The following is a 22,692-nucleotide window of genomic DNA, read 5'->3' on the forward strand; positions in this document are numbered from 1 at the left end:
TCCTGTAGATAGTTCGACAAAGTTTTCCAGAGTTCCTCCTGCCAATTCTGGGCAATTACGCGAAAACGTCTCGACAGCGCAAGGTCGGCGGCTGCTGTGACGCCCCGCGCAAAAAGGCGCTCACACACCGCACCTGCGGCACGCGAACGCCTGCTTTCATTTTTACTTTGATGTTTTCTCCGCGCTCGTCGGGTTCGGCAGCGGCTGCACTTGTCCGTAGTTCTGCAGAAATGTCTCCACCCGGGTGTGTTCCAGTACCCGTTGGTTGTTGGCGTCGTACTCGGAGCGAATGGACATCACCAGGCTGGTGGGCAGCATGGTGGTCTTGTTGTAATACACGGTGTACTCCGCCTCCAGCTCCATCTGGTCAATCATCTCGTCGACGTTTGTCTCCGCCGCCTGGATGGACACTCCCTGCCGGAGTGCTCGCCACGCACCGTCGGACAGCGTCATCGCCAGCTTGAGCCGCGGCTGATGGGCAGACTGGACATGCAGGCCGGCCTGCTGCTTCATTTGTTCTGCCAGCCAATTTTTCAGCTTCGTCGAGTCCAGCAGCACCCGCACCGCTTCGATGTCATCTGCCGTATTGCGGTCGGTCAACGGCAGCACGCTCTTTTTCATCTCGTCCATCTGGCGAAAGGCAAAGACCGGGTCCCAGTTGTTCAGCTCCTGGCGAAACGACCCGTCGAGTCCCGCGCTCTTCCATTCCCGGTCGCTCTCCTGCTTGACGAACAGCCGCTCTTGCCTGGACAAAAGCGACAGGGTTTGGACCCGCTTTTGTTCGGGCTGTGACAGCTTTACGTTCATCAAGATGCCTTCCTTATGCTTCCGTCCGGAGAAACTGACGACGTTTGCGTTGGCGGTGTCCCCGGTCAACAGCTTGGTCTGTCCGTAAAACGCAAATGACTCCTGCTCGGCAAAACGGTCGCGAACCTGGTCATAGGCGGCTTGCGCGTTTGGCCTGTCTCCCATCGTATTGCAGCCTGCCAGCACAGCGCACAGCAGGGGCAAGAAAACGAAGTGCAACGCTTTGCGCATGTTCGTCCCTCCTCCTCGTCGCCATTAGGGTATCCGAGGAAGAAAAGGCTTATTCTGCTGGCGGGTCAAAGGGAATAGTAGAGCACGCCGTCTTTCTCCCTGATCTCCACCTGGTGCAGAATCGCCAACAGGTCGATGTGGCCCAGTGTTTCCGAGAGTGTGAGCGGCAGTTCTTTTTCATACAGCGTTGGAAACAAGAGCGCATTCAGCTCGTAGGCCGTCTTTTCACCGTCAGCCAGGAACCGGCGGAGCATGTCCGTCCGCTCCCAGTTTTTCTGCAATCGCGCCAGAATCAGCTCGCGGTGATTGGTGACCGGCTCGCCGTGCCCGGGCAGCACCAGGTCGATCTCCATGTCGGCGCACATCTGAAGCGCCGTCCGGTACTGCACCAGAGTCAGCGGTCTGGCCCGCGACTGATCGCGGGGCGGCTCGACAAAGGCATTGGAAGAGATGTGTTTGATGATGTGATCCCCGGCGATCATGACGCGATCAGCCGCCCGGTACAGGGAAAGATGGCTCTGCGAGTGGCCCGGGGTGTAGAGAACCTGCCACCCGGACAGATGGGGCGCCGTCTGTTCGTGCTTTAGCAAGCCGTCGATGCGGCTTTTTTGGGAAAATGTCATCATCAGCTGGTGAAACTTGCGGATGAGGGAGAGTTTCTCCTCGGGCACGCCGCTCTCCCGATAGAGCTCGTGGAAAAACCGATCGTGAAAATCGAGAAACGGTTCGTGCCACTCCACGTACGGGACGGCGAGCGGATGGGCGTAGATGCGCGCTCCCGACGACTCACGGACACGTTCCAACAACCCGCAGTGGTCGACGTGATGGTGGGTCAAAATCACCTGTTCGATCGCATCCACCGGGTAACCGAGCTCATCCAGCCCGTCCGTCAGCGCCTGCCAGGCCTCTTCGGTCAGCGGTCCGGCATCCACCAGCGTCAGCCGTTCGCCCTCCACCAGATAGACGTTGACCGCGCCGACGGAAAAGGGAGTGGGAATCATAATCCGGTACACCCCATTCGCTACTTGTTCAGCCATTCGCTTGTGCTTGTCAGTGCTCATTCGCCATTCCCCCGTCCTGTCTGTGTTTGTGAATCCTGGAAAAGCTGGTGCGTTCCTATCGGCGAAGCCAATTTTATCGGCAGAAAAAGCAAAGAGCCTCGTTTGGCTCCTACGCGAGAATCACCTGGTTTCTGCCTTTGTGTTTCGCCTCGTACAAGGCGACGTCTGCCTGGTGGAACAGCTCTTCCACGCTGTACTGCGGCTGCTGATCCCGGCACCATGCGGCCAGACCGCAGGAGATGGTGACCTGCGGAATCGTTTCCGCCTGCACAAGGGAGCGGATGCGCTCGGCGATGCCATGGGCGGTCGCCTTGTCCACACGCGGCAGGTAGATCGCCAGTTCCTCGCCACCCCAGCGGGCCGCAATATCCGATTCACGAATGTTTCGTCGAATCAGGTCGGACACCTGCAGCAGGACTTCATCGCCCACCTGATGCCCGTACGTGTCGTTTACCGTTTTAAAATAATCGATATCTATCAAGAGGAGCGAACCGTGGCTGTCTTTCTCCAATGAAGTCCGCACGCAGTCGTTCAGGTGGCGCCGGGTGTAAAGTCCGGTCAAGTTGTCGGTGATCACCATCCGCTCCACTTCGTTGTGCAGCATGGCGTTGGTCATGGCCAGGCTCACGTGCTGCCCGAAGATCTCCAGCAGTTTATAATCGTCAAAACCAAAAAAATGATGGCGGGAATCCGCAACGAGCAGCACGCCTCCCAGCTCTCCTTCCACCACCAGCGGCACTCCCATCAGCGATGCGCAGGGCATCAGGGAAAAGGGCAGCGGTTTGGCACCGGGCTGTGCGAGCATGAGCACCTGTTTGCCGGCCACGGCATCCGCCAACGGTTTTTCCGAGGCCGACACCAGCTGTCCGTGACACGCGGGCAGCGATGACGAGATGACTTCAAAGCGGTCGTCGTCCGGCCGTTTGCGCAGGATGGCGACAAATTCAGCCGAGAAGGTCTCCAGGAGCTTCTTTGTCACAAAGTCGAGGATTTCCTTCAGATTCAGGCTGCGGTTCAGCTGCCGGGCCATTTCGTTGATCAGACGCAGCTCGCGGATCAAGTTGCGCGACTGCTGGTAGAGCTGGGCGTTTTCAAAGGCTTTCCCCGCTGTCTCCGCCAGGATGGAGATGTACTCCGTCTCCTGCCGTCCCGGCGCTGCCTGCCGTTCGGCCGTCAGCTGCAGCACCCCGTAAATGCCCTGTTTGCCCAACAGCGGGGCGGCGATCACGGCCATCGGGATGCCGTCGTGCTCTTCGTAATCGACGACCAGCCTTCCCTCCAGGTACGCCTGCGTGCTGGTGGACGCGTCATCGTCCTGAAAGGAGAGGGGTTTGACGGGTGTGGTGGCGTTGGTTTCCACGGTCAAGAACAGTTCGACAAAGGCCGTCGGAAAGAGCTTTCGGATGCTGGTCACGATCTCGTTCAGCACGTCTTCCACGTCGATCGACGCCTGAATCCTGGTCATCAACTGATACAAGAGATCCTTTTGCGTGGCCTCACGGCGCAGCGCATCGGCGACCATGGTCCGCCACAAGGCGTAGCTCGCCTTTTCCCCCACTTCCTGCAGGAAGGCGACATCCCGCTCATCGTACACGCAATCCGGCTCATCAGGCGCAAGGTGCAGAAACAGCGCGTACAGCGGCCTGTTTTCGCAGGAGATGGGAAAGACGACGGTGCGCTGCTCGTCCCACACGGACGGCGTGATAACCCGATCGCCCAGTCGGGCCGCCACCTGTCTGATGTGGCAGTCCCCCTCGCCCGCCGGCTCGCTGGTGGCCAGCTCCCGGCTGTTCAGCGTTCCGGCTTCCGTCAGCTTGACGGCAGAGCAGTACCCTTTCTCCACGATGTCCGCGATCTGCCGCACCAAGCTGGCCAGCAGGTCCTGTGTATTGTCATGTCTGGCCAGGTTCATCACGATTTCGCTGGTGGCGTGCTGAATGTAGGCATCGTATCCCATCCGGAGCAACGGTTCCAGCCCACGCATGAAGGAACAAAAATCGAAGTCTACCTCGTTGTGGGGGGCCAGCATGCCGATAACGGCACGGGCACGCCCGTCGCGTTCGCACAGCGGAAACGCGCCCCAGACCAGGGGACCGCTGTCCGCCACACATACCGTGATCTCTCCCGTACGCAGGGCGCGGGATACGGGAGAACGGGCATCACCGCAAAGCGAGCTGCCCTTTCGCAGGTCAAGTCCGTTGGGATTCCAGGTTTGGCCGCCTTGCATCCTGATAACTTTGAGCAAACAGCCGACGGAATCTGTCAAGTAAAGAATGCCTGGACGCTTTTCCGGCCAGGATTGCAGAATAAAGTGGGCCATGTAGGAAAAGACCGTCTCCAACTTCCCCAACTTTTTGCTTGACACGAGATATTCCCTCTCTCAGCGTATTCTCATTTTTCCAAATGGTCAGTATCATTGACCTGCAGCACTTCCCAACTCTGTCCGGTGTAGCGGAACACGTTGACTGCCGTATTGTCGATCCGCGTTACACCCGTCCCCTGCTCGCCATTGGTCACGTAGTGCAAAAAGCAATTAATAAAGCCTCCGTGGGATACGACAACAATCTCTTCGCCCGGATGGTCTGCCGCCAATCCGGTCAACGTCGTCACAGCTCGCTGTTGCATTCCCTCGAAGGTCTCAATTCCGCATGCCGCTTCATCTTGGTGGGCAAATCGTTCCCTGATTTCTTCGTACGTCAATCCTTCCCACTGACCGTAGCACCGCTCCCTGAGCGCATCCAAGGCGGAAACGGAAACACCGGCGTTCTCCGCAATCTGGCGGGCTGTCTGCATCGCCCGGCTGAGATCGCTGGAGTAGACGGCACGGATGGTCTTGCCGCGAAACCGGGCAGCCACCTGCCGAGCCTGGCGCAATCCTGCTTCGTTCAGCGCCACGTCACTGTGGCCCTGAATGCGGCGCGCAAGGTTCCAATCCGTTTCACCGTGGCGAATCAAGTAGACGATTGTATCCAAGTTGATTACTCCTCCCGTGATTCTGGTGCTGGTCTTTTTTCATTATATAAGATGAATGTTTGCAATTCCATATAGATTACGACACATTTGGGACAAAATTCCCATTTTTCCTCCCGCCTCCATTTTCTCCCCCCGCGTGAAACGAGCGCGCCAATTCTCTCGTCAGAGAAGGTGTACGCGTGATTTTGACACCGAGGAGGAATTGTACATGAAACCATGGATCATCCGATCGGGATCCGTCGTGCTGAGCGCTGTCCTGTTGGCGCCTGCCGCCCAGGCTTACGCCGCGCAGCTGCTGCCGGCCGAAGCTCCCGTCCAGGCCACACCGATCAGCGCCCCGGCAGGCAATCAGCTGACCGATGCCGCCAGCAAAGCCAAACTCTCCAAGGAGGCAGCGCTGAATATCGCCAAAAAACTGGTTCCGCAGGGACTGGAGCTGGAAAACGTGTCGTTCCGTTCTGCCGACATCTGGCGTACGTTTCCGGAATGGACGTTTATCTGGGTGAAAAAAGACCAGAACGAGATTGCGTACTCCTATACTGTCAGCATTCACGCCGACAGCGGGGAGCTGACCGGCTATTCCCACTACCAGCAACATCCGTCCAAACCCGCCTATGCAGACCGCGTGTCGTATGCCGAGGCACAGGAGGCGGCGGAGCAGTTCCTCGCCCGTCACAACCCGGCTAAAGCGAAAGCGACCCGTCTGTATACGCGGGATCTGCCAGTGCCCAAAACGCCGCTTGATTCCAATACCTCCTACACATTCCGGTTTGTCCGCCTGGTGGATGACGTGCCGTTCCCCGACAACAGCGTGGAGATCACCGTCAACGCTGCCGGTACAGTCACCGGTTACACGCTGAGTTGGAGTGACGGCGTCCGCTTTGAAAAGCCGCAACGGATGCTGTCGCCCGAAGAAGCTGCCGCGCTGTTCAAGCAGCATGCCAAGGCAAAGCTCTCCTACGTGCTTCCCTGGGATGCGCGGGGGGAGGAGCGAAACAAGCCGATTCTGGCATATGAGAACCCGTTCACCTTTTACCTGGACGCAAAAAACGGTACGCCTTTGACGGACTCGCTCGAGCCGCTCAAACCTGAGGCGGAGACATCACCCACAAGCAGCAAGCGCCTGTCCCCGCGCCATACGGGCAGTGCGCTCACCCAGGAAGCTGCCGTGCAGTTGGCAGAACGGACGTTTGATCTCTCCGGATACAAACTGCGTGCTGCCTCCTACAACGAAAAGGACTCCAACGGCAGCCGGCCGGTCTGGAACCTGGAATACCAAACAAAGAACGCCAACGGCCAAAGCTATGTCTATATCGCCATGGACGCGCTCAACGGAGACGTGTACCACTTCAGCAAGAACAACCAGCTGCCGGAGCCTAAAAAGGACGCGGCCAAAAAAGCAGACGCAAACAGCTTGAAGAAAAAAGCGGCGGAAGTGATCCGCTCCTGGACGCCGACCTGGGCCGACCGGCTCTATGTGACGGAAACAACAGAACTGAAACCGGACGCCGAGCGGTACGAGGTGCGGTTCCAGCGGCTGGTCAACGGCATTCCCGCTGCCACCGGCTCAGCCAGCGTCTCATTTGATGCTGCCACCGGCGAAGTGCTCACCTACAACACGCATTTTGGGTCCGAGACCTATCCGTCCCAGGTGCCGAAGCACCGCTCCGCCGCGGAAGCATTGGCAGCCTGGCAGAAGGAAACGGAAGTGGAAGCGGTCTACATGCTCGAGCCCTTGCCGGATGACGCGGTCGCTTTCCGCGCTGAAAAAGCCGTTACGCTGCCGGAACGCAAGGCAAAGCTGGTGTATCGGGCCGCAGTGACGCCGCTGGATCAGCCGTACGTCTATGACGCTGTCAGCGGCGACTGGCGCAGCCTGTCGACGGGCAAGCCGATCCAGCTGCATCGTCCCGCCCCTGCCGACCTGAAGGGGCACCCAGCCGAGAAAGCGCTGATGCTGATGTACGAGTACGAGGCGCTCTCCCTGATCGACGGCAACATCATGCCGGAGCGCAGCATTACCCGCGGGGAAATGATCCAGATGCTGATGCTCAGCCTCAATCAAGGACGGGTACTGCCCGTGGCCGCCGGACGAAAAGCGAGTTTCAGCGACGTCGCCAGCACGTCCAAATACTTCGCCGCTGTCGAAGCCGCAGTCGATCGCGGCCTGCTGGACAAAAACTCCCCGTCGCTGAAGCCGGATGAGACGATCACACGGGAAGAACTGGCGGACATGATCGTCCGCGCCCTGGGATACCGCAAACTGTCGGAACACGCTGAGATGTTCGCGACGAAGCTGACCGACATCGACCAATCCACCCACCGCGGCGCCATCGTGATCGTGTCGACGCTGGGCATTATGACGCCCGCCAAAGGGGAGTTCCAGCCGAAGGGCAGCGTCTCCCGGGCTGATGCTGCCGTCGCGTTTGCCCGTTTCCTGGAAAAACGCAGCGAGCTGGAAGAGAACCGCACGTTTTAACCGGCTTAACTGGCAGCTGCACCAGCAGCCAAAAACGCAGCCGGGGCGGACCCCATGAGGCCGCCCCGTTACATTTTCCTTGACTTTGCGCGCTCCAAGACTATAATATTGGATGTATGTGTACAGGGTAGCATTGATTGCAGGTAAAAACGGAAGTGTCACCCTCTCTTAGTTTCATCCCTTTACAGGCTGCGGCTGAACTACCTGTGAGGAGCACGATGCGGAAACGCTACCGTCCGAAGTTCGTGTAGGTAAAGATGGAACTAGCCTTCCGGAAGTAAACACCTGTGAATCCCATTTTAAAGGAGAATGAAAACATGGCACGTTACACTGGTCCACGTCACAAACTGGCTCGTCGTCTGGGCATCTCCCTGGATGGCACTGGCAAAGACATCAAACGGAATTACCCGCCTGGCCAACACGGCCACAGCCGCCGCAAACTGAGCGAGTACGGCATCCAGCTGCAAGAAAAACAAAAACTGCGCCACATGTTCGGCGTGAGCGAAAAGCAATTCCGCCGCACGTTCGAGCAAGCTACCAAAATGCACGGCGTTGTTGGCGAAAACTTCATGAAACTGCTGGAGTCCCGTCTGGACAACGTGGTATACCGCATGGGCTTCGCGCCGACTCGTCCGGCTGCGCGCCAACTGGTTAACCACGGTCACTTCCTGGTAAACGGCAAAAAAGTGAACATTCCTTCCTACCGCGTACAACCGGGCGACGTGATCAGCGTTCGCGAGAAGTCCCGCAACCTGCAAATCATTAAAGATTCGCTGGAAGCGCGCAACTTCCTGCCGAACTACATCACGTTCAACGACAACGCAATGGAAGGTACGTTCAACCGTCTGCCGGACCGCGAAGAAATGCCGGCGGAAATCAACGAAAAACTGATCGTCGAGTTCTACAGCCGTTAATCTTTGATAGAGAAAAAGAAGTCGGGTTATCCCGACTTCTTTTTTTTGCCAAAAGCAAGTACCTGCTCCCATCCGGCTTGCTCATCGGGTCCGTCAGCTCATCGCCGCTTTGACCCGCTCGATCTGCCTGAGGTGATCGCGGATGTGGTCGACGTACTTTTGCAGCAGCTGGGCAAATGTCATGGGGCCGGCTTCCGAGTGAATGCCCACCCGCTGCCAGTCGTCTTCCGTCAGTCTGGACAGGACAGGCAAAAAGCTTTCCCGCAGAAACTTGAACAGCAGCAGGTATTGCCCGGCGTCCAGTTCATGGTAGCGTAATTGGGCAGCCCATTTGTCCTGGTCAAAGGCGGTCAGCAGCGGCCGATCCTCAGCCAGAACCTTTTTAAACCGATGAAGCCCGACAATCTCTGAGTCAGTCACATGCACGATGATTTCGTGGATGCTCCATTTGCCCGGTGCCGGCCGAAAGCGCATCTGCTCCTCGCTCAAGCCGTCGATGGACGCCCGCAGCAGTTCGTATCCCTGTGCGTATTCGTGTATCAGTTCTTTCATCCTTCCACTCCCTCCATGAACAAGCGTTACACTCATTGTAAAGAAAGGACGAAATATTTACAAAACAAACCCGATCCTCTTGCCTGCAGCCGACGCAGACGCCAACAGCACGATCCCCGTCAACAGGACAAGATGCCTTGCCTCCCATAATAAAAAGCAGTCCGCTCGGAAAAATTCCGCACGGACCGCTTTTTGCCTTGTCTACACCAGTTTCACCTTTGCAAACTTCCGCTTGCCCACCTGGACGACCATGCCGTCCGCAAGCGGCACGCTTTGATTAATGTCGGCCACTTTCTCCTCGTTTACCTTGACCGCTCCCTGCTGCACCATGCGGCGGCCCTCCCCCTTGGAGTCGACCAGCTTCAGGTCAAACACGAGGTTGACAATGTTGGCCTCGCCGTTTTCGTACGCTGCCAGATTCAGCTCCACTTCCGGCAGATCGGTCGGCAGGGCGCGCTGCTGGAAGACGGTTTTGAAGTAGGTCTCCGCCTCTTCAGCCGCCTCCTCGCCGTGGAACATGCGCACAAAGGTTTTCGCCAGCCGCATCTTGGCATCACGCGGGTGCACGCTGCCGTCGGCAAGGCCGTTCTTCAACGCTTCCAGTTCCTCGCTGGAAATGTCGGTCGCCAGTTCGTAGTAGCGGAGCATCAGCTCGTCCGGCACGGACATCGCCTTGCCGTATATTTCGTTCGGCTCTTCGTTGACCCCGATGTAGTTGCCCAGACTCTTGGACATCTTCTGCACGCCGTCCAGCCCTTCCAAGAGCGGCATGGTGAGGATCACCTGCTGCTCCTGGCCGTACTCTCTCTGCAGGTGGCGCCCCATCAGCAGATTGAACTTCTGATCGGTGCCGCCCAGTTCCACGTCGCTTTGCAGCGCCACCGAATCGTAGCCCTGCATCAACGGGTAGAAGAATTCATGCAGCGAGATGGCCTGGCCGCTGTTGAAGCGCTTCTCGAAATCGTCCCGTTCCATCATCCGGGCCACCGTGGTCCGGGCCGCCAGCTGCACCACGTCGGCAAACGTCAGCGGCGCCAGCCAACTGGAGTTGTAGTGCACTTCCACGCGGCTGGCGTCCAGCACCTTGCCAAACTGCTCCACGTAGCTTTTCGCATTCTCCTTCACCTGTTCCTCGGTCAACTGCTTGCGCGTCTCCGACTTGCCCGTCGGGTCGCCGATGCGGCCGGTGAAGTCGCCGATGACCAACTGCACGGTGTGGCCCAGTTCCTGGAACTGACGCAGCTTTTGCAGCACGACCGTATGGCCGACGTGAATGTCGGGAGCGGACGGGTCCAGTCCCAGCTTCACTTTCAGCGGACGGCCGGTCGCGACGAAACGCTCCAGCTTGCGGCGCAGCTCCTCCTCGGGAATAATCTCCACAGCACCTCGGCGAATCACCGACAGCTGGCGTTCCACTTCCTGCTTCTGCGCTTCTGTCAGCGCGTATGTCTCATTTGTCTGTTCGACACTCATCCCAGTACAGCTCCTTTTCTTTGATCCATACTTGCATAAAATAAAAAAAACCCGCCCCAATTTAGGGACGAGTCTGCACCCGCGGTACCACCCTAGTTGAAAAGATGCGCACGGCATCCTTTCCGCTCATCGCACAGGATAACGGTCTGCTCCGTCCGGATTGTCCGGAAGGCTCCCGGTGTGTACTTCGCGATGTGGAAGGGGCTGGTTTGCACCGACCACCAGCTCTCTGACAACTCCGCTTGTCACTCGCTACTGTCACCGTTCGACGCCACGGTCTTCTGTAAACACGTATACTGCTATTGTTGCACAGCGGCTATTTCATGTCAACGGCGCGCTTCTATCCTCCCGATCCCGCCTATGGTATAATCAGGATAACACTAGGGGGTCGTAGAACTATGTCGAACAAGCACTCTTCTTCCTCTGAACCAGCCAAGCGCAAGCGCCGCCGCGGCCGCAGGCGGACGATCCTGCTGCTGGTCAAGGGTCTGCTATTGATGGGGCTGTTGGGCGTCATTCTGGCCGGAGGTGTTGTGTTAGGCTACGTTGCTGCGCTCGTCAAGGACGAGCCTGTGCGCAGCCGGGAAGAACTGCAGCAGAAAATCTTCACCAATTACCTCACCGGCTTCGCCTATTACAACGACGGTTCGCTAATCGGACAGCTCCGCGCGTCTGAAGGGGACCGGCGCCTGGTGAGAAAATCGGAAGTCTCTCCGTATCTGATCAACGCCATCATCGCCACCGAAGACAAATACTTCTTTCAGCACAAGGGTATCGTGATCCAGTCGACGCTGCGCGGCGCCTTGCAGGACTTGACCAACCAGCCTGTCGTCACCGGCGGCAGCACGCTGACCCAGCAACTGGTGAAAAATACCATCCTCTCGCATGAAGTGAGCCACATGCGCAAGGCGCGGGAAATCTTCAACGCGATGCGTATCGAGCGGATGTTTTCCAAGGACCAGATTCTCGAAGCCTACATGAACGAGATCTACCTCGGGAAAAATGCCAACGGCTCCAATGTCTACGGCGTCCAAGCAGCGGCCAAGGGCATTTTCAACAAGGACGTGAAAGACCTCGACCTGGCGGAGGCCTCCTATCTGGCGGGGATGATTCAAAACCCTGGGGCGTACTCGCCGTTTAACAACGAAGGATACAAACGCGGAAAGGATCGCCAGAAGATGGTGCTGGACCGGATGATGGAAAACGGGTACATCACCCAGGCTCAGTACGATGAAGCACTGGCGTCCGATCTGAAGTCGCGGCTGGCCAAACCGGCGAAGCAGGCGTACCGGGAAGTGCCGTTCCTGATGATGGAAATCGAGGAGCGGGCCGCCCGCGCGCTCGTCGACGCCGAATTAAAGGAAAAAGGGCGGGACAAGTCCAGCGTCGAGCGCAACGAGTACCGCCAACTGATCGAAGAGAAGCGCCGCGACATCCTGCGCAACGGCTACAAGGTGTACACCACGATCAACAAGGACGTCAACACGATCATGCAGGCCGTGGCCCAGGACCCGAAAAACTTCGGAAAAAACGCGACGTACACGATTCGCCGCGCCAACGGCAAGACGGAAAAAATCGAGAACGCCCTGGAAGAAGTCGGGGCCATGCTGATTCACAACAAAACCGGCGCCATCCTCGGCATGATCGGCGGACGGGATTTCAACGTGGAACAGACCAACCACGCCACCGTTCCCCGTCAGCCGGGTTCGGCCATGAAGCCGCTGGCTGCCTATGCGCCCGCGTTTGAACTGGGACTGCTGCAGCCCGGTTCGCCGATCGACGATTCGCCCGTGCTGCTGGCAGACGGGAAAACCGGCTCCCACCTGCCGATGAACTGGAACAACAAGTTTCACGGTATCATGAGCGCCCGCGAAGCGCTGCGGATGTCCTGGAACATCCCGGCGATCAAGACGTACCTGAAGGTGGGCATCCCGAAAGCGCTGGATTACGTGAAAAAAATGGGCGTCACCACCTTGGTCGACAGCGACAATTACGCCGCCACAGGGGTGATCGGCGGGCTGGCGTACGGATTGACGGTGGAGGAAATCACCAACGCCTACGCCACCTTTGCCAATCGCGGGTCATTTGTGGACGCCTACCTGATCGAGCGGATCGAGGACAGCCAGGGCAGGGTCATCTATCGGCACGAAGCAAAGCCGGTACAGGTGTACAGCGAGCAGACCGCCTACCTGATCACCGACGTGCTCCGATCGGTGGTCAACGCCGGCACCGGGACCCACATCCGTCAGTACGTTCCGCGCAAGGTGGACATCGCCGGCAAGACGGGGACGACCAACAACAACAACGACTTGTGGTTCGTCGGTTACACTCCCGAACTTTCCATGGGCGTCTGGATTGGGTTCGATGAGCCACATCCCATTCCTGACCGGGACAAGAACGTGCCGATGGCCGTGTGGGGCAAGATCATGAAGCAGATTATCGACAAACACCCCGACTTGTCGCCGCCCGACAAGACCTTTGCCAAACCGGCCGGCATCGTCACCGCCACCGTAGACAGCAAGTCCGGACTTTTGCCGAGCGAACTGTCCAAACAAGCGGGCCATTTGATCACGGATCTGTTCAACCAGAAGTACCTGCCGACGAAAACGGATGACTCGCATCAGAAAGCACGCGTCATCCTCTACAACGGCGAGCGCTACCTGGCCAAGGAAGGAACGCCGGACGACTTTGTGTCAGAGGGCATCTTCTTCCGCTCACCGGACCCGCTGCCCGACAGCGAGCAGCTCGCCAAAGACAAAAAGGCCAACGTCAAGCCGCTTGATTGGGAGCAGCGCCTCCCCGAAAAGGAAGATCCCAGGACCGAGGTGGCCGGCGCTCCCGCCGCTCCGACCAACGTCACCGCCGTCCAGTCCGGCAAGCAAGTGACACTTTCGTGGAAGTCGGGCGGCGAAGCGGACCTGATCGGCTACCGGATTTACCGCGCCAACGGGTCAAACGGCTTCGTCCGCGTCGCCACGGTGAAAGACCCGGCCGTGCTCAGCTATACGGATGCGTCGGCAAATGGCGGACGATACTACGTCACTGCCGTGGACATCACAGGCCAGGAGTCGGCGCCGTCAGCGGCAGTCTCTGCCGGAAATTCCACAGGCACGTGGGAGGTCCCAACCGCCCCCGGCCAAACGGAATCGCCGCTCCCGGAGCCAAACGACCCCGGCATCGGAAACGGCGGAGACCCAATCGCCATGCCGCCCAGCGCGCCCAAGTCTTTGACGCTGACAAAAGTTCAGGGCGGCTGGAAACTGCAGTGGAAGCGCAACAGCACAAACGAACAGGTCATCGCGTACAACGTCTACTTCAGCCCGGACCCGGCAACCGGATACCTGCTCCTGGAGTCGGTGACCGGCACCAGCTATGTGCACATGAGCGAAGACAACAGCGGCACGTATTACATCACTGCCGTCAACAGTTTCGGAGAATCGCCGCAATCGAACAGCGTTGCCGCCCACTAAACGACGTATGATAGGGATAGAGAGGTGAACAAGAGATGGTTTTGCTGCCATCTCTTGTTTTCTAAACCAGGAGGTGCGTCAATGAAGCACGTCAAGCGCTATCATTCACAGCAGCTCGTCGCCGGCGGAAAGCGGCTGCTGGTGGAGGGGCCCGTCGAACCGGAACGTCTCGCCTCCCTCCGCTTGGACGAAGGGCTCAAGGCGTTTCGCATCCCCGAAGAGCAGCACAAGGCCCTCGTGGAAATTGCCGCCCTGCCGGAGGGACGGATCATCGTGGCCCGGGAAGCGGACCTGGTGCTGGGCTACGTCACGTTTCTCTATCCCGACCCGCTTGAGCGCTGGTCGCAGGCCCAACTCCCCGACCTGCTCGAGCTGGGGGCAATCGAAGTAAGCCAGGCCGTCCGGGGCGGCAGTGTCGCCAAGACGATGCTGCAGGTGGCCTTTATGGACGACGCGATGGAAGACTATATTGTCATCACGACGGAATATTACTGGCATTGGGACCTGAAAGGAACAGGGCTGGATGTGTGGCAGTACCGAAAAGTGATGGAAAAGGTAATGGGCAGCGTCGGCATGGTCTGGATGGCGACGGACGATCCGGAAATCTGCTCCCATCCGGCCAACTGCCTGATGGCCCGAATCGGCAGTCGGGTCCCGCCGGAGAGCATTGCTGCTTTTGACGCCATGCGCTTTCAACACCGCTATTTCTATTAGGAGTATTTGGAGCGCCAGGAAAAAGGGGGAGTTTTGCCCATGCGAATCGAGAAGATCATGCGCCGACGGGTCGTCACTGTCCATCCCACCACCAGTATCGGCGATGCACTGAAACTGCTGCGGGGCAACCGCATTCGACATCTGCCCGTCGTGGACCAGGAGCGTCTCGTGGGAATCATCTCCGACCGCGACCTGCGCGATGCCCTCCCGTCCACGCTGCTTGCGCACGACGACGATCACACTGTCCTGCAAAAACCGGTGGCGGACATCATGCAGCGCCAGGTGATCACCGCCCATCCGCTCGATTTTATCGAAGACGCAGCAGTGCAAATTTACGAACACAAGGTAGGATCGCTCCCGGTCGTAGAAGGAAACCGGCTGGTCGGCATCATCACCGAATCAGACCTGTTCAACAGCCTGATCGAACTGTTTGGCGTGAACAAACCCAGCTCCCACATTGAGGTGGAGGTAGACGACCGCGTGGGCATGCTGGCGGAAGTCAGCCAGGTGATGCGCGAAGCCCAGGTGAATGTCTGCAGCGTGGTCGTCTTCCCCGGGGACCAGCCGGGCAGGAAGAATCTGGTCTTCCGCGTCCAGACGATCGACCCGCGCCCCGTCATGGAACTGCTGCGCAGCAAGGGCTTTGCGGTCGTCGCTCCCGGGGAAGGGGGGGAGGGGCGTTGAGCCGGAACGCTCGTCTGATCTACTCTGCCGATTACACCCGCTACTACTTTCACGACGAACATCCGTTCAACCAGCGCCGGTTGCTGCTGACCTACGATCTGATGAGCGCCTACGGTTTGATAAACGACGCCGACATCCTGCCGCCGCGGCTGGCGACCGACGAGGAACTGGCGCTGATCCACGATCCGCGCTACATCCAGTTTGTCCGGCAGCAGGGGGAAAGTGACACCGAGCTGCCGCTGGCGGCCGGGTACGGGATTGGCACCGAAGACGTCCCCTTCTTCCCGCAGATGCACGAGGCCGCCGCGCTGATCGTCGGCGGCACCTTGCAGGCGGTGGACGCGGTGATGAACGGACAGGCGGAGCATGCCTTCAACCCAGCGGGCGGACTGCACCACGCCTTTCGCGGGAGGGCATCCGGTTTTTGCATCTACAACGACTGCTCCGTCGCCATTGCCTATTTGCGCCAGCACTGGGACGCCAGGATTCTCTATATCGACACCGACGCCCATCACGGGGACGGTGTGCAGTGGGCCTTTTATGACGATCCCAACGTCCTCACCGTCTCCCTGCACGAGACCGGCAAATACCTCTTTCCCGGCACCGGCAGCCTGACGGAACGGGGAGAAGGCAGCGGCTACGGCTATTCGGTCAACATCCCGCTGGAAGCGTTTACAGAAGATCAGTCGTTTTTGGACATTTACCACGAGTTGATTCCCAAATTGGCGCGCGGCTTCAAGCCGGATGTGATCGTGACGCAAAACGGCTGCGACGCCCACACCTACGATCCGCTTACCCACCTCTCCTGTTCGATGCGCATCTATCAGGAAATTCCCCGGCTGGCTCATCGGCTGGCGCACGAGTGGTGCCAAGGCCGCTGGATTGCCGTGGGCGGCGGAGGCTATGACATTTGGCGGGTGGTGCCCCGCGCCTGGACATTGCTCTGGAGCGAGATGACCGATCAGCCGCTCGCGGACGGCCCGCTGCCGGAAGCGTGGCGCTCCCGCTGGCAGCCGCTGAGCGAACTGGAGCTGCCGACCCGGTTGTTTGACGATCCGTTTCCGCCCATCCCCCGCCGGGCGGAGATCACGGAGAAAAACCGCATCACGCTGGAACGGGCGCTGATGTACGCGCCGATCGAAACGGATAGCTGAGCGGACAACCGGCGTGCCGGTATGCAGGGCATGCAGGGCGCACCATATGAAAAACCGGTCTCTCCCGCGAGAAACCGGTTTTTTCATGCGTGTTTCACTATGAACGGCTCAGCAGCTTTTCCAGCTCGTCTGGCTGAAAGCCTTTGACTGCTTTGTCGCCGACCACCGTCACCGGCACGCCCATGAATCCGAAGCGCTCCACTTCTTCCTGGTAGGCGCGGCTGGTCATCACGTCCCGCACTTCAAATGCGACGCCTTTGGCGGTCAGCCACTGTTTCACCATGTCGCAGTCGATGCAGTTTTTGGTGGAGTACACGATCACGCCAGGCGTCATCGCGCGCAGCATCCGGCTGACGATCGCGTACGAACGCTGCGACGCCAACCGGGTAAACTCCGCGAAGTTGACGTGTGCAGAACCGTCGGCCTTGTCCGACATGGAGCGAACAATCACAAACGGCACGCCGTTCATGGCGCATACCTGCCCGACGGCTGCCCCTTCCATCTCTGTGCAGTGAGCGTCAAACTGCTCACGGAGCCATTTGACCTTTTCCCTGTTGGCGACGAACTGGTCGCCGGAGAGAATTCGCCCGCTCGCGACCTGCACGTCGTCTTCCAGATCCTTGCCCGCCGCAATCGCCAGCTCCCGCAGCGCCGGGTCGGCCTGCCACACCCATTGCTCGGTATACGGAATCTGGCCGGGGGCAAATCCCAGTGCCGTCACGTCAATGTCGTGCTGCACGCAGTCCGTGGAGACGACAATATCGCCGATGTTCAGATCGGGGTGCACCGCTCCCGCCACCCCGGTGAAAATGATCCGGTCCACCTTGAACTGATCGATCAGCATTTGCGTGGTGACAGCGGCGTTTACCTTGCCCACCCCCGATTTACAGAGAACGACGGATGTTCCCTCCATCTCTCCCTCGTGGTAGACAACGCCCGCCTTCTCCGTGCTGACCGTGCCGGTCATCGCTTCCAGATACAGCGCAATTTCCTCGTCCATCGCGCCGATAATTCCAATGCGCATCGCTTCGTTCCCTCCTGCTCCTCTTGCTGTCAAACACTTGTTCCTCTCGGCGCTTTAGATTTCTCGCGGCCGGGTGCTTTCGCGGTATTCAATACGGTGGGGCAGCAGCACAACGTGCTCCTCCACGTGCTCGTTGTTCATGTACTTGGTCAACAGGCGCATCGCCACTGCTCCGATGTCGTACATCGGCTGGACGACCGACGTGAGCCGCGGCCGCACCATTTCCACCAGGCGGATGTTGTCGTGCCCGATCACTTCGATGTCGCCCGGTACGTTCAAGCCGGCATCCTGGACGGCGTGAATCGCCCCGATCGCCATTTCGTCACTGGCAGCAAAAATGGCGGTCGGCGGGTCGGACAGCTTGAGAAACTCCCCAGCCGTACGCAGCCCTGATTCGTAGAAGTAGTTGCCGTGGGCCACCAGTTTTTCGTCATGCGAAATCCCGGCGTCGGCCAGCGCCTTTTTGTAGCCCTCGTAGCGCATCAGACCGCCCAGCGGGTCATTGATCGGACCGGTGATCATCGCGATCCGCTTGTGCCCGTGTTCGATCAGCGCCTTGGTGGCGTCGTAAGCCGCCTGGAAATGGTCGATGGTGACGGACGGCAATGTGTTGTCCGCATCACGCGTGGCCGCCAGAACGATCGGCACCTGTGCGCTGGTGAACGCCTGCAAGTGGTCTTCCTTGATTTCCGCTCCCATGAACAAAAGGCCGTCCACTTGTTTTTCCAACAGTGTGTTGATCAACTGCAATTCCTTTTCCATGCGCTGGTCCGAGTTGCACAGGATGATGTTGTACTTGTACATGGTGGCGATATCTTCAATGCCGCGTGCCAATTCGGAAAAAAACAGACTGGAGATGTCCGGGATGATGACACCGACCGTCGTTGTTTTCTTGCTGGCTAATCCGCGCGCGACTGCGTTGGGCCGATATCCGAGACGTTCGATCGCAGCCAATACTTTTTTTCGCGTCAATGGTTTGACATTCGGGTTTCCGTTGACAACCCGGGAAACCGTCGCCATCGAAACTCCCGCTTCTCGTGCCACATCATAGATAGTAACCGGCATCACATACCCTCACTTTCCCCATAATATGGTTTTCATGATCATTTTCATAAATGTATGCACTTATGATACGACAAGCCGTGCCCGGTTGCAATCGTTTATCAGGCGAGCGGCCCCTCATCTCATCAGTTTGTTCATCGTTTTCAAAAGTTCGTCAATAACCTCGCTGTCTCCCTGTTGAATGCGGTCGATGACACAGCTTTTCATGTGCCCTTCCAGCAGCATTCTGCCCACCGCATTCAGCGCCGACTGGGCCGCCGCGATCTGATTCAGGATGTCGTCGCAGTACACGTCCTTTTCCACCATGCCGCGGATGCCGCGAATTTGTCCTTCCACCCGGTTCAGCCGGGAGATGAGATTGCTCTTGATCTTGTCCGGCCGCGGCGTGGACCGCTCCGGCGCACAGCAGTGCTCCTGTTCACTCATCCGCCTTCGCTCCCTTCAGCCATGTCCTCTTGTGCTTAGCTTACTGGTTGGGACGTGTTTCGTCAAATGAAGAGGGCCCTCCCGCCGATCGGAAGAGCCCTGGACACTTTTTTTATGCAAGACGGACGAATCAGCGCTGCACCGTTGGCGTTGCTTCCTTGTACAGACCGGATGCGAGCAGTTCGTCGAGGATGTGGTTGAACTGCGGGATGTTGACCTGCTGCTTGGCGTCGGACAGAGCGACGTCCGGATCCGGGTGCACCTCGATCATGATGCCGTCCGCGCCGACAGCAAGACCGGCCTTGGCCGTAGGCAGGAGCAGATCGCGGCGGCCGGTGGAGTGGGTTACGTCGACGAATACCGGCAGGTGGGTCTCCTGTTTCAACAGCGGCACGGCAGAGATGTCCAGCGTGTTGCGGGTCGCTTTTTCGTAGGTGCGGATGCCGCGCTCGCAGAGCATCACCTGCTTGTTGCCCTCGGACAGGATGTACTCCGCAGCGTAGATGAACTCTTCGATCGTCGCCGACAACCCGCGCTTCAGCAGGATCGGGTGGTTGATCCGGCCGGCCGCTTTCAGCAGCTCAAAGTTTTGCATGTTGCGGGCCCCGATTTGAATGACGTCGATGTAGCGGGTGGCCAGTTCCAGGTCAGCGGGATTGACGATTTCGCTGATCGTCACCAGGTTGAATTCGTCCCCGATCCGCTTGAGAATCTCCAGGCCTTCCACGCCCAGGCCCTGGAAGTCGTACGGCGAGGTACGCGGCTTGTACGCTCCTCCGCGCAGCACGCGAAGACCGCGCTTGACGTGATTCTCCGCCACGGCGCGCACCTGCTCGTAGCTCTCCACGGAGCACGGGCCGGCGATCATGATCGGACGGCCTCCGCCAAACTCCACGCCCTTGATCGTGATCACAGTGTCTTCCGGCTGTTTTTTGCGGCTGACCAAAAGAACCTTTTTATTGTCGTCTTTCATCAGATCGAGCGACGCCTGGAAAATTTGCTTGAACAGATGGCGGATCGTATTGTCGCTGAACGGACCGTTGTTGTTCTCCACCAGCTGGGTGAGCATTTGGCGCTCCCGTTCCGGATCAAAGGGGTTGACGCCCTGCTTTACTTTCTCTTTGCCCAGCTCCTGAACGAGTTCGGCCCGCTTGTTGATCAATGCGAGAATCTGCAGGTTGATCTCGTCAATCTGTTTGCGCATGGTTTCGATTTGGTCGTGTGCCATCTTCGCTCCACTCTCCTCGTCTTCTTTGTTCTCACCACAATAAATTAGGGTTATTATAATCAATCAAATTGCCCTTGTCAGCAGTTTAGCGCCAAAAAGCATGAAAGTAAATTGCAAATTTGTTTTAAAACGTTTGCAATTTTTCCTCTTGTCGAGAAGATTGCCTGTTTCGACAGGATTCTCCGCACTTCGAGTCGAAAACATTCCCGAAGTGATTTCCCGGATTTTCCTATGGAATGAGGAGTGACCTGATTTTGTCGGACATTGTGCAAACAGCTTCGGATGAGCTGATCTTTGCTTTGGATATTGGGACACGCAGCGTAATCGGGCTGATCGTCGAGCCTTCGGGCGATCGGTTCCGCATCATCGACTGCGCCATTCGCGAACATGACGAACGTTCCATGCTGGACGGACAGATTCACGACGTCGACGCCGTCGCCAAAGTCATTCGGCAGGTCAAGAAGCAGTTGGAAGAAACGCACGGCTCACTGAAACGGGTGGCTGTGGCGGCGGCGGGCCGTTCGCTGCGGACGCGGCGGGTGCGGATGGATATGCCGATTGCCCCGCACGCAACCATCTCCCGCGACGACGTGCTGGCCCTGGAGTTTTCCGCCGTTCAGGAAGCCCAGGCCCAACTGGCCCATGAACTGAACGAACGGGACGTCACCCGCTACTACTGCGTTGGATACAGCGTCGTCAACTACTACCTGGACGGCGAACTGATCGGCAACCTGCTCCACCAACGCGGGGACACAGCCAGCGTCGAGGTGATCGCCACGTTTTTGCCCCGCGTGGTCGTGGACTCGCTGCTGGCTGCGCTGAAGCACTGTGACCTGGAAATGCAGGCGCTGACCCTGGAGCCGATCGCGGCGATCAACGTGCTGATCCCTGTCACCATGCGCAGGCTGAACATCGCGCTGGTGGACATTGGCGCCGGCACTTCCGACGTGGCCCTGACCGAGGAAGGGACGATCACCGCCTACGGCATGGTGCCGGTAGCCGGGGACGAGATTACCGATGCCCTGATGAACGCCTTTTTGCTCGACTTCCCAATGGCAGAGGAAGTGAAGCGGGCGCTCTCTTCCAGCGAAACGGTATCGTTCACCGACATACTCGGGATGGAGCACAACCTGTCGTCTGCCGAGGTGGCAGCTGCCATCGACAGTGACATCCGCCACCTGGCTGTCAACATCGCAAACAAAATCCTGGAACTGAACGGCAAGCCGCCGCAAGCCGTGATGCTGATCGGCGGGGGCAGCCTGACGCCTAGACTGACAGAACGCGTCGCGGAAGCGCTGAAGCTGCCGCCGTCTCGCGTCGCGGTCCGGGGCGCAGATGCCATCCGGCAGTTTGTGGACGAACATCCAGACATCACCGGACCGGAATTCGTCACACCGGTCGGCATCGCCGTCGCGGCGCGCCGCCATCCGATCAAATACGTGACCGTCACCGTCAACGACGTGCCGATCCGCATCTTCGACCTGCGCAAAATGACGGTCGGCGACGCGCTGATTGCGGCCGGCATGGACATCCGCCGTCTCTACGGCCGCCCCGGCATGGCGATGTCGCTGACCGTAAACGGCCGAATCAAAATCATTCCGGGCGGCCACGGCACCCCGCCCGTCATCGAGAAAAACGGGGAAGCGTCGGGGCTGGACGCCCCCGTGGCGGACGGCGATGTGATCGTCGTCGTGCCCGGTCAGGACGGCCGCGAAGCGGAGGCGCGGGTGCTGGATCTGCTGGACCGCCTGGACACGCTGGAGCTCACCTGCAACGGCCAGCCGCTGTCACTCGGCCCCATCGCCCTGGTCAACGGCGTGCGGCAACCGCTGGACGCCCCTCTCGCCGACCGCAGTAAGCTGGATATCCGTCTGCCCGGTACGGTGGAAGAGGTGCTGCGGGAAGCGGGGCTGCTCCCGGACGGAGACGAAGCAGCGCCGCCTCCCCTCCGGTTCAGCGTCAACGGCCGCTCGTACACCCTGCCAACCCGCAACCTCCGGGTGGAGGTAAACGGCAAACCGGCCGCACTGGACGATCGCGTGCGGCAGGGCGATGAGCTGGCATTCCGGGTGGAAGAACTGTCGATTCCCGCCATCCGCGACGTCATTCCTCCCGAGGAGTGGGGGCAGGAGACGATCACCGTCCACTTCAACGGTCAGCCTGTCGTGCTGCCTGTGGGCGGCGTATCCGTCACGGTGGACGGCCGACCGGCACAGGCGGACGATCCCGTCCGGGACGGCGCGGTGATTACCGTTAAGGCAGCCGAGCCCGTCGCGCCCCTGTTCAGTGACGTTTTCCGCTATGTCGACGTCCCGCTGGAAAAGCCGACGGGCGAAGGCAACTTTCGCCTGGTGACGCTCGTCAACGGGGAGCCGGCTTCGTACCACACGGTGTTAAAGAACGGCGACAAACTGGAACTGTATTGGGAGTAACCGTCTGC

Annotated in this window: 17 protein-coding genes and 1 other annotated feature; of the genes, 7 read left to right on the plus strand and 10 right to left on the minus strand. The window is 58.9% G+C overall.

Translation table 11 applies throughout. From position 1 onward, the window contains the following. Positions 1-162 precede the first annotated feature (162 nt). The 4 genes from KDN35_RS14780 to KDN35_RS14795 all read right to left on the minus strand — a co-directional run bounded on the left by KDN35_RS14780 (position 163) and on the right by KDN35_RS14795 (position 5,072). The gene (locus KDN35_RS14780; RefSeq protein ID WP_171567316.1) at positions 163-1,038 is read right to left on the minus strand and encodes a hypothetical protein; all 876 of its coding nucleotides are present in this window, start codon (positions 1,036-1,038) and stop codon (positions 163-165) included. 65 nt (positions 1,039-1,103) lie between these two features. After that, the gene (locus tag KDN35_RS14785; RefSeq protein ID WP_212133092.1) at positions 1,104-2,099 is read right to left on the minus strand and encodes an MBL fold metallo-hydrolase; all 996 of its coding nucleotides are present in this window, start codon (positions 2,097-2,099) and stop codon (positions 1,104-1,106) included. A gap of 109 nt (positions 2,100-2,208) precedes the next feature. Continuing rightward, positions 2,209-4,464: a GGDEF domain-containing protein gene (locus KDN35_RS14790; protein ID WP_230077265.1), complete on the minus strand. Its 2,256-nt coding sequence runs from the start codon at positions 4,462-4,464 to the stop codon at positions 2,209-2,211. 26 nt (positions 4,465-4,490) lie between these two features. Further along, positions 4,491-5,072, minus strand: coding sequence for a histidine phosphatase family protein (locus tag KDN35_RS14795; RefSeq protein ID WP_171567318.1), 582 nt, complete (start codon positions 5,070-5,072; stop codon positions 4,491-4,493). 208 nt (positions 5,073-5,280) lie between these two features. Between KDN35_RS14795 and KDN35_RS14800 the strand changes: the two genes are divergently transcribed. After that, positions 5,281-7,551, plus strand: a complete 2,271-nt coding sequence (locus tag KDN35_RS14800) for an S-layer homology domain-containing protein (protein WP_212133093.1) — start codon at positions 5,281-5,283, stop codon at positions 7,549-7,551. Positions 7,552-7,868: 317 nt separating this feature from the next. After that, complete coding sequence (gene rpsD, locus KDN35_RS14805; protein ID WP_171567320.1) at positions 7,869-8,465, plus strand: 30S ribosomal protein S4; 597 nt, start codon at positions 7,869-7,871, stop codon at positions 8,463-8,465. 93 nt (positions 8,466-8,558) lie between these two features. On the opposite strand, the gene KDN35_RS14810 is transcribed toward rpsD, so the two are convergent. After that, positions 8,559-9,017 carry a DinB family protein gene (locus tag KDN35_RS14810; RefSeq protein ID WP_212133094.1) on the minus strand — a complete coding sequence of 153 codons (459 nt, stop codon included), beginning with the start codon at positions 9,015-9,017 and terminating at the stop codon, positions 8,559-8,561. 201 nt (positions 9,018-9,218) lie between these two features. After that, positions 9,219-10,490: a tyrosine--tRNA ligase gene (tyrS, locus tag KDN35_RS14815; protein ID WP_212133095.1), complete on the minus strand. Its 1,272-nt coding sequence runs from the start codon at positions 10,488-10,490 to the stop codon at positions 9,219-9,221. Between the two features lie 60 nt (positions 10,491-10,550). Further along, positions 10,551-10,768: a binding site (T-box leader), on the minus strand. 120 nt (positions 10,769-10,888) lie between these two features. Between tyrS and KDN35_RS14820 the strand changes: the two genes are divergently transcribed. From KDN35_RS14820 to KDN35_RS14835, 4 genes are all read left to right on the plus strand, one after another. Next, positions 10,889-13,960, plus strand: a complete 3,072-nt coding sequence (locus tag KDN35_RS14820; RefSeq protein ID WP_212133096.1) for a transglycosylase domain-containing protein — start codon at positions 10,889-10,891, stop codon at positions 13,958-13,960. A gap of 81 nt (positions 13,961-14,041) precedes the next feature. Beyond that, positions 14,042-14,674 carry an N-acetyltransferase gene (locus tag KDN35_RS14825; RefSeq protein WP_171567324.1) on the plus strand — a complete coding sequence of 211 codons (633 nt, stop codon included), beginning with the start codon at positions 14,042-14,044 and terminating at the stop codon, positions 14,672-14,674. A 39-nt stretch (positions 14,675-14,713) separates the two neighbouring features. Further along, positions 14,714-15,358, plus strand: coding sequence for a CBS and ACT domain-containing protein (locus KDN35_RS14830; RefSeq protein ID WP_171567325.1), 645 nt, complete (start codon positions 14,714-14,716; stop codon positions 15,356-15,358). Continuing rightward, positions 15,355-16,512, plus strand: coding sequence for an acetoin utilization protein AcuC (locus KDN35_RS14835; protein ID WP_212133097.1), 1,158 nt, complete (start codon positions 15,355-15,357; stop codon positions 16,510-16,512). The genes KDN35_RS14830 and KDN35_RS14835 overlap by 4 nt, the downstream gene beginning before the upstream one ends. 97 nt (positions 16,513-16,609) lie before the next feature. On the opposite strand, the gene KDN35_RS14840 is transcribed toward KDN35_RS14835, so the two are convergent. From KDN35_RS14840 to KDN35_RS14855, 4 genes are all read right to left on the minus strand, one after another. After that, a complete protein-coding gene (locus KDN35_RS14840) occupies positions 16,610-17,536 on the minus strand; it encodes a 5'-methylthioadenosine/adenosylhomocysteine nucleosidase (protein WP_212133098.1) in 927 nt (308 codons plus the stop codon). Positions 17,537-17,590: 54 nt separating this feature from the next. Next, on the minus strand, positions 17,591-18,601 hold the full coding sequence (gene ccpA, locus KDN35_RS14845) for a catabolite control protein A (RefSeq protein ID WP_171567328.1): 1,011 nt from the start codon (positions 18,599-18,601) through the stop codon (positions 17,591-17,593). A 114-nt stretch (positions 18,602-18,715) separates the two neighbouring features. Continuing rightward, on the minus strand, positions 18,716-19,024 hold the full coding sequence (locus KDN35_RS14850; RefSeq protein WP_171567329.1) for a metal-sensitive transcriptional regulator: 309 nt from the start codon (positions 19,022-19,024) through the stop codon (positions 18,716-18,718). A gap of 130 nt (positions 19,025-19,154) precedes the next feature. Continuing rightward, on the minus strand, positions 19,155-20,252 hold the full coding sequence (locus tag KDN35_RS14855; protein WP_171567330.1) for a bifunctional 3-deoxy-7-phosphoheptulonate synthase/chorismate mutase: 1,098 nt from the start codon (positions 20,250-20,252) through the stop codon (positions 19,155-19,157). 254 nt (positions 20,253-20,506) lie between these two features. Between KDN35_RS14855 and KDN35_RS14860 the strand changes: the two genes are divergently transcribed. After that, entirely contained in the window at positions 20,507-22,684 is a 2,178-nt protein-coding gene (locus KDN35_RS14860; RefSeq protein ID WP_212133099.1) for a cell division protein FtsA, read from the plus strand. Positions 22,685-22,692: the final 8 nt, after the last annotated feature.

It is taken from the genome of Brevibacillus sp. NL20B1 (assembly GCF_018195675.1).
GTDB classification, from domain to species: domain Bacteria; phylum Bacillota; class Bacilli; order Brevibacillales; family Brevibacillaceae; genus Brevibacillus; species Brevibacillus aydinogluensis.

Excerpts from the sequence above, each read along its gene's own strand:
- rpsD (WP_171567320.1), top strand. The coding sequence starts at position 7,869 with ATGGCACGTTACACTGGTCCACGTCACAAACTGGCTCGTCGTCTGGGC.
- KDN35_RS14800 (WP_212133093.1), top strand. The coding sequence starts at position 5,281 with ATGAAACCATGGATCATCCGATCGGGATCCGTCGTGCTGAGCGCTGTC.
- KDN35_RS14830 (WP_171567325.1), top strand. The coding sequence starts at position 14,714 with ATGCGAATCGAGAAGATCATGCGCCGACGGGTCGTCACTGTCCATCCC.
- tyrS (WP_212133095.1), bottom strand. The coding sequence starts at position 10,490 with ATGAGTGTCGAACAGACAAATGAGACATACGCGCTGACAGAAGCGCAG.
- KDN35_RS14820 (WP_212133096.1), top strand. The coding sequence starts at position 10,889 with ATGTCGAACAAGCACTCTTCTTCCTCTGAACCAGCCAAGCGCAAGCGC.
- KDN35_RS14850 (WP_171567329.1), bottom strand. The coding sequence starts at position 19,024 with ATGAGTGAACAGGAGCACTGCTGTGCGCCGGAGCGGTCCACGCCGCGG.
- KDN35_RS14855 (WP_171567330.1), bottom strand. The coding sequence starts at position 20,252 with ATGGCACACGACCAAATCGAAACCATGCGCAAACAGATTGACGAGATC.
- KDN35_RS14825 (WP_171567324.1), top strand. The coding sequence starts at position 14,042 with ATGAAGCACGTCAAGCGCTATCATTCACAGCAGCTCGTCGCCGGCGGA.
- KDN35_RS14810 (WP_212133094.1), bottom strand. The coding sequence starts at position 9,017 with ATGAAAGAACTGATACACGAATACGCACAGGGATACGAACTGCTGCGG.
- KDN35_RS14785 (WP_212133092.1), bottom strand. The coding sequence starts at position 2,099 with ATGAGCACTGACAAGCACAAGCGAATGGCTGAACAAGTAGCGAATGGG.
- KDN35_RS14780 (WP_171567316.1), bottom strand. The coding sequence starts at position 1,038 with ATGCGCAAAGCGTTGCACTTCGTTTTCTTGCCCCTGCTGTGCGCTGTG.
- ccpA (WP_171567328.1), bottom strand. The coding sequence starts at position 18,601 with ATGCCGGTTACTATCTATGATGTGGCACGAGAAGCGGGAGTTTCGATG.
- KDN35_RS14840 (WP_212133098.1), bottom strand. The coding sequence starts at position 17,536 with ATGCGCATTGGAATTATCGGCGCGATGGACGAGGAAATTGCGCTGTAT.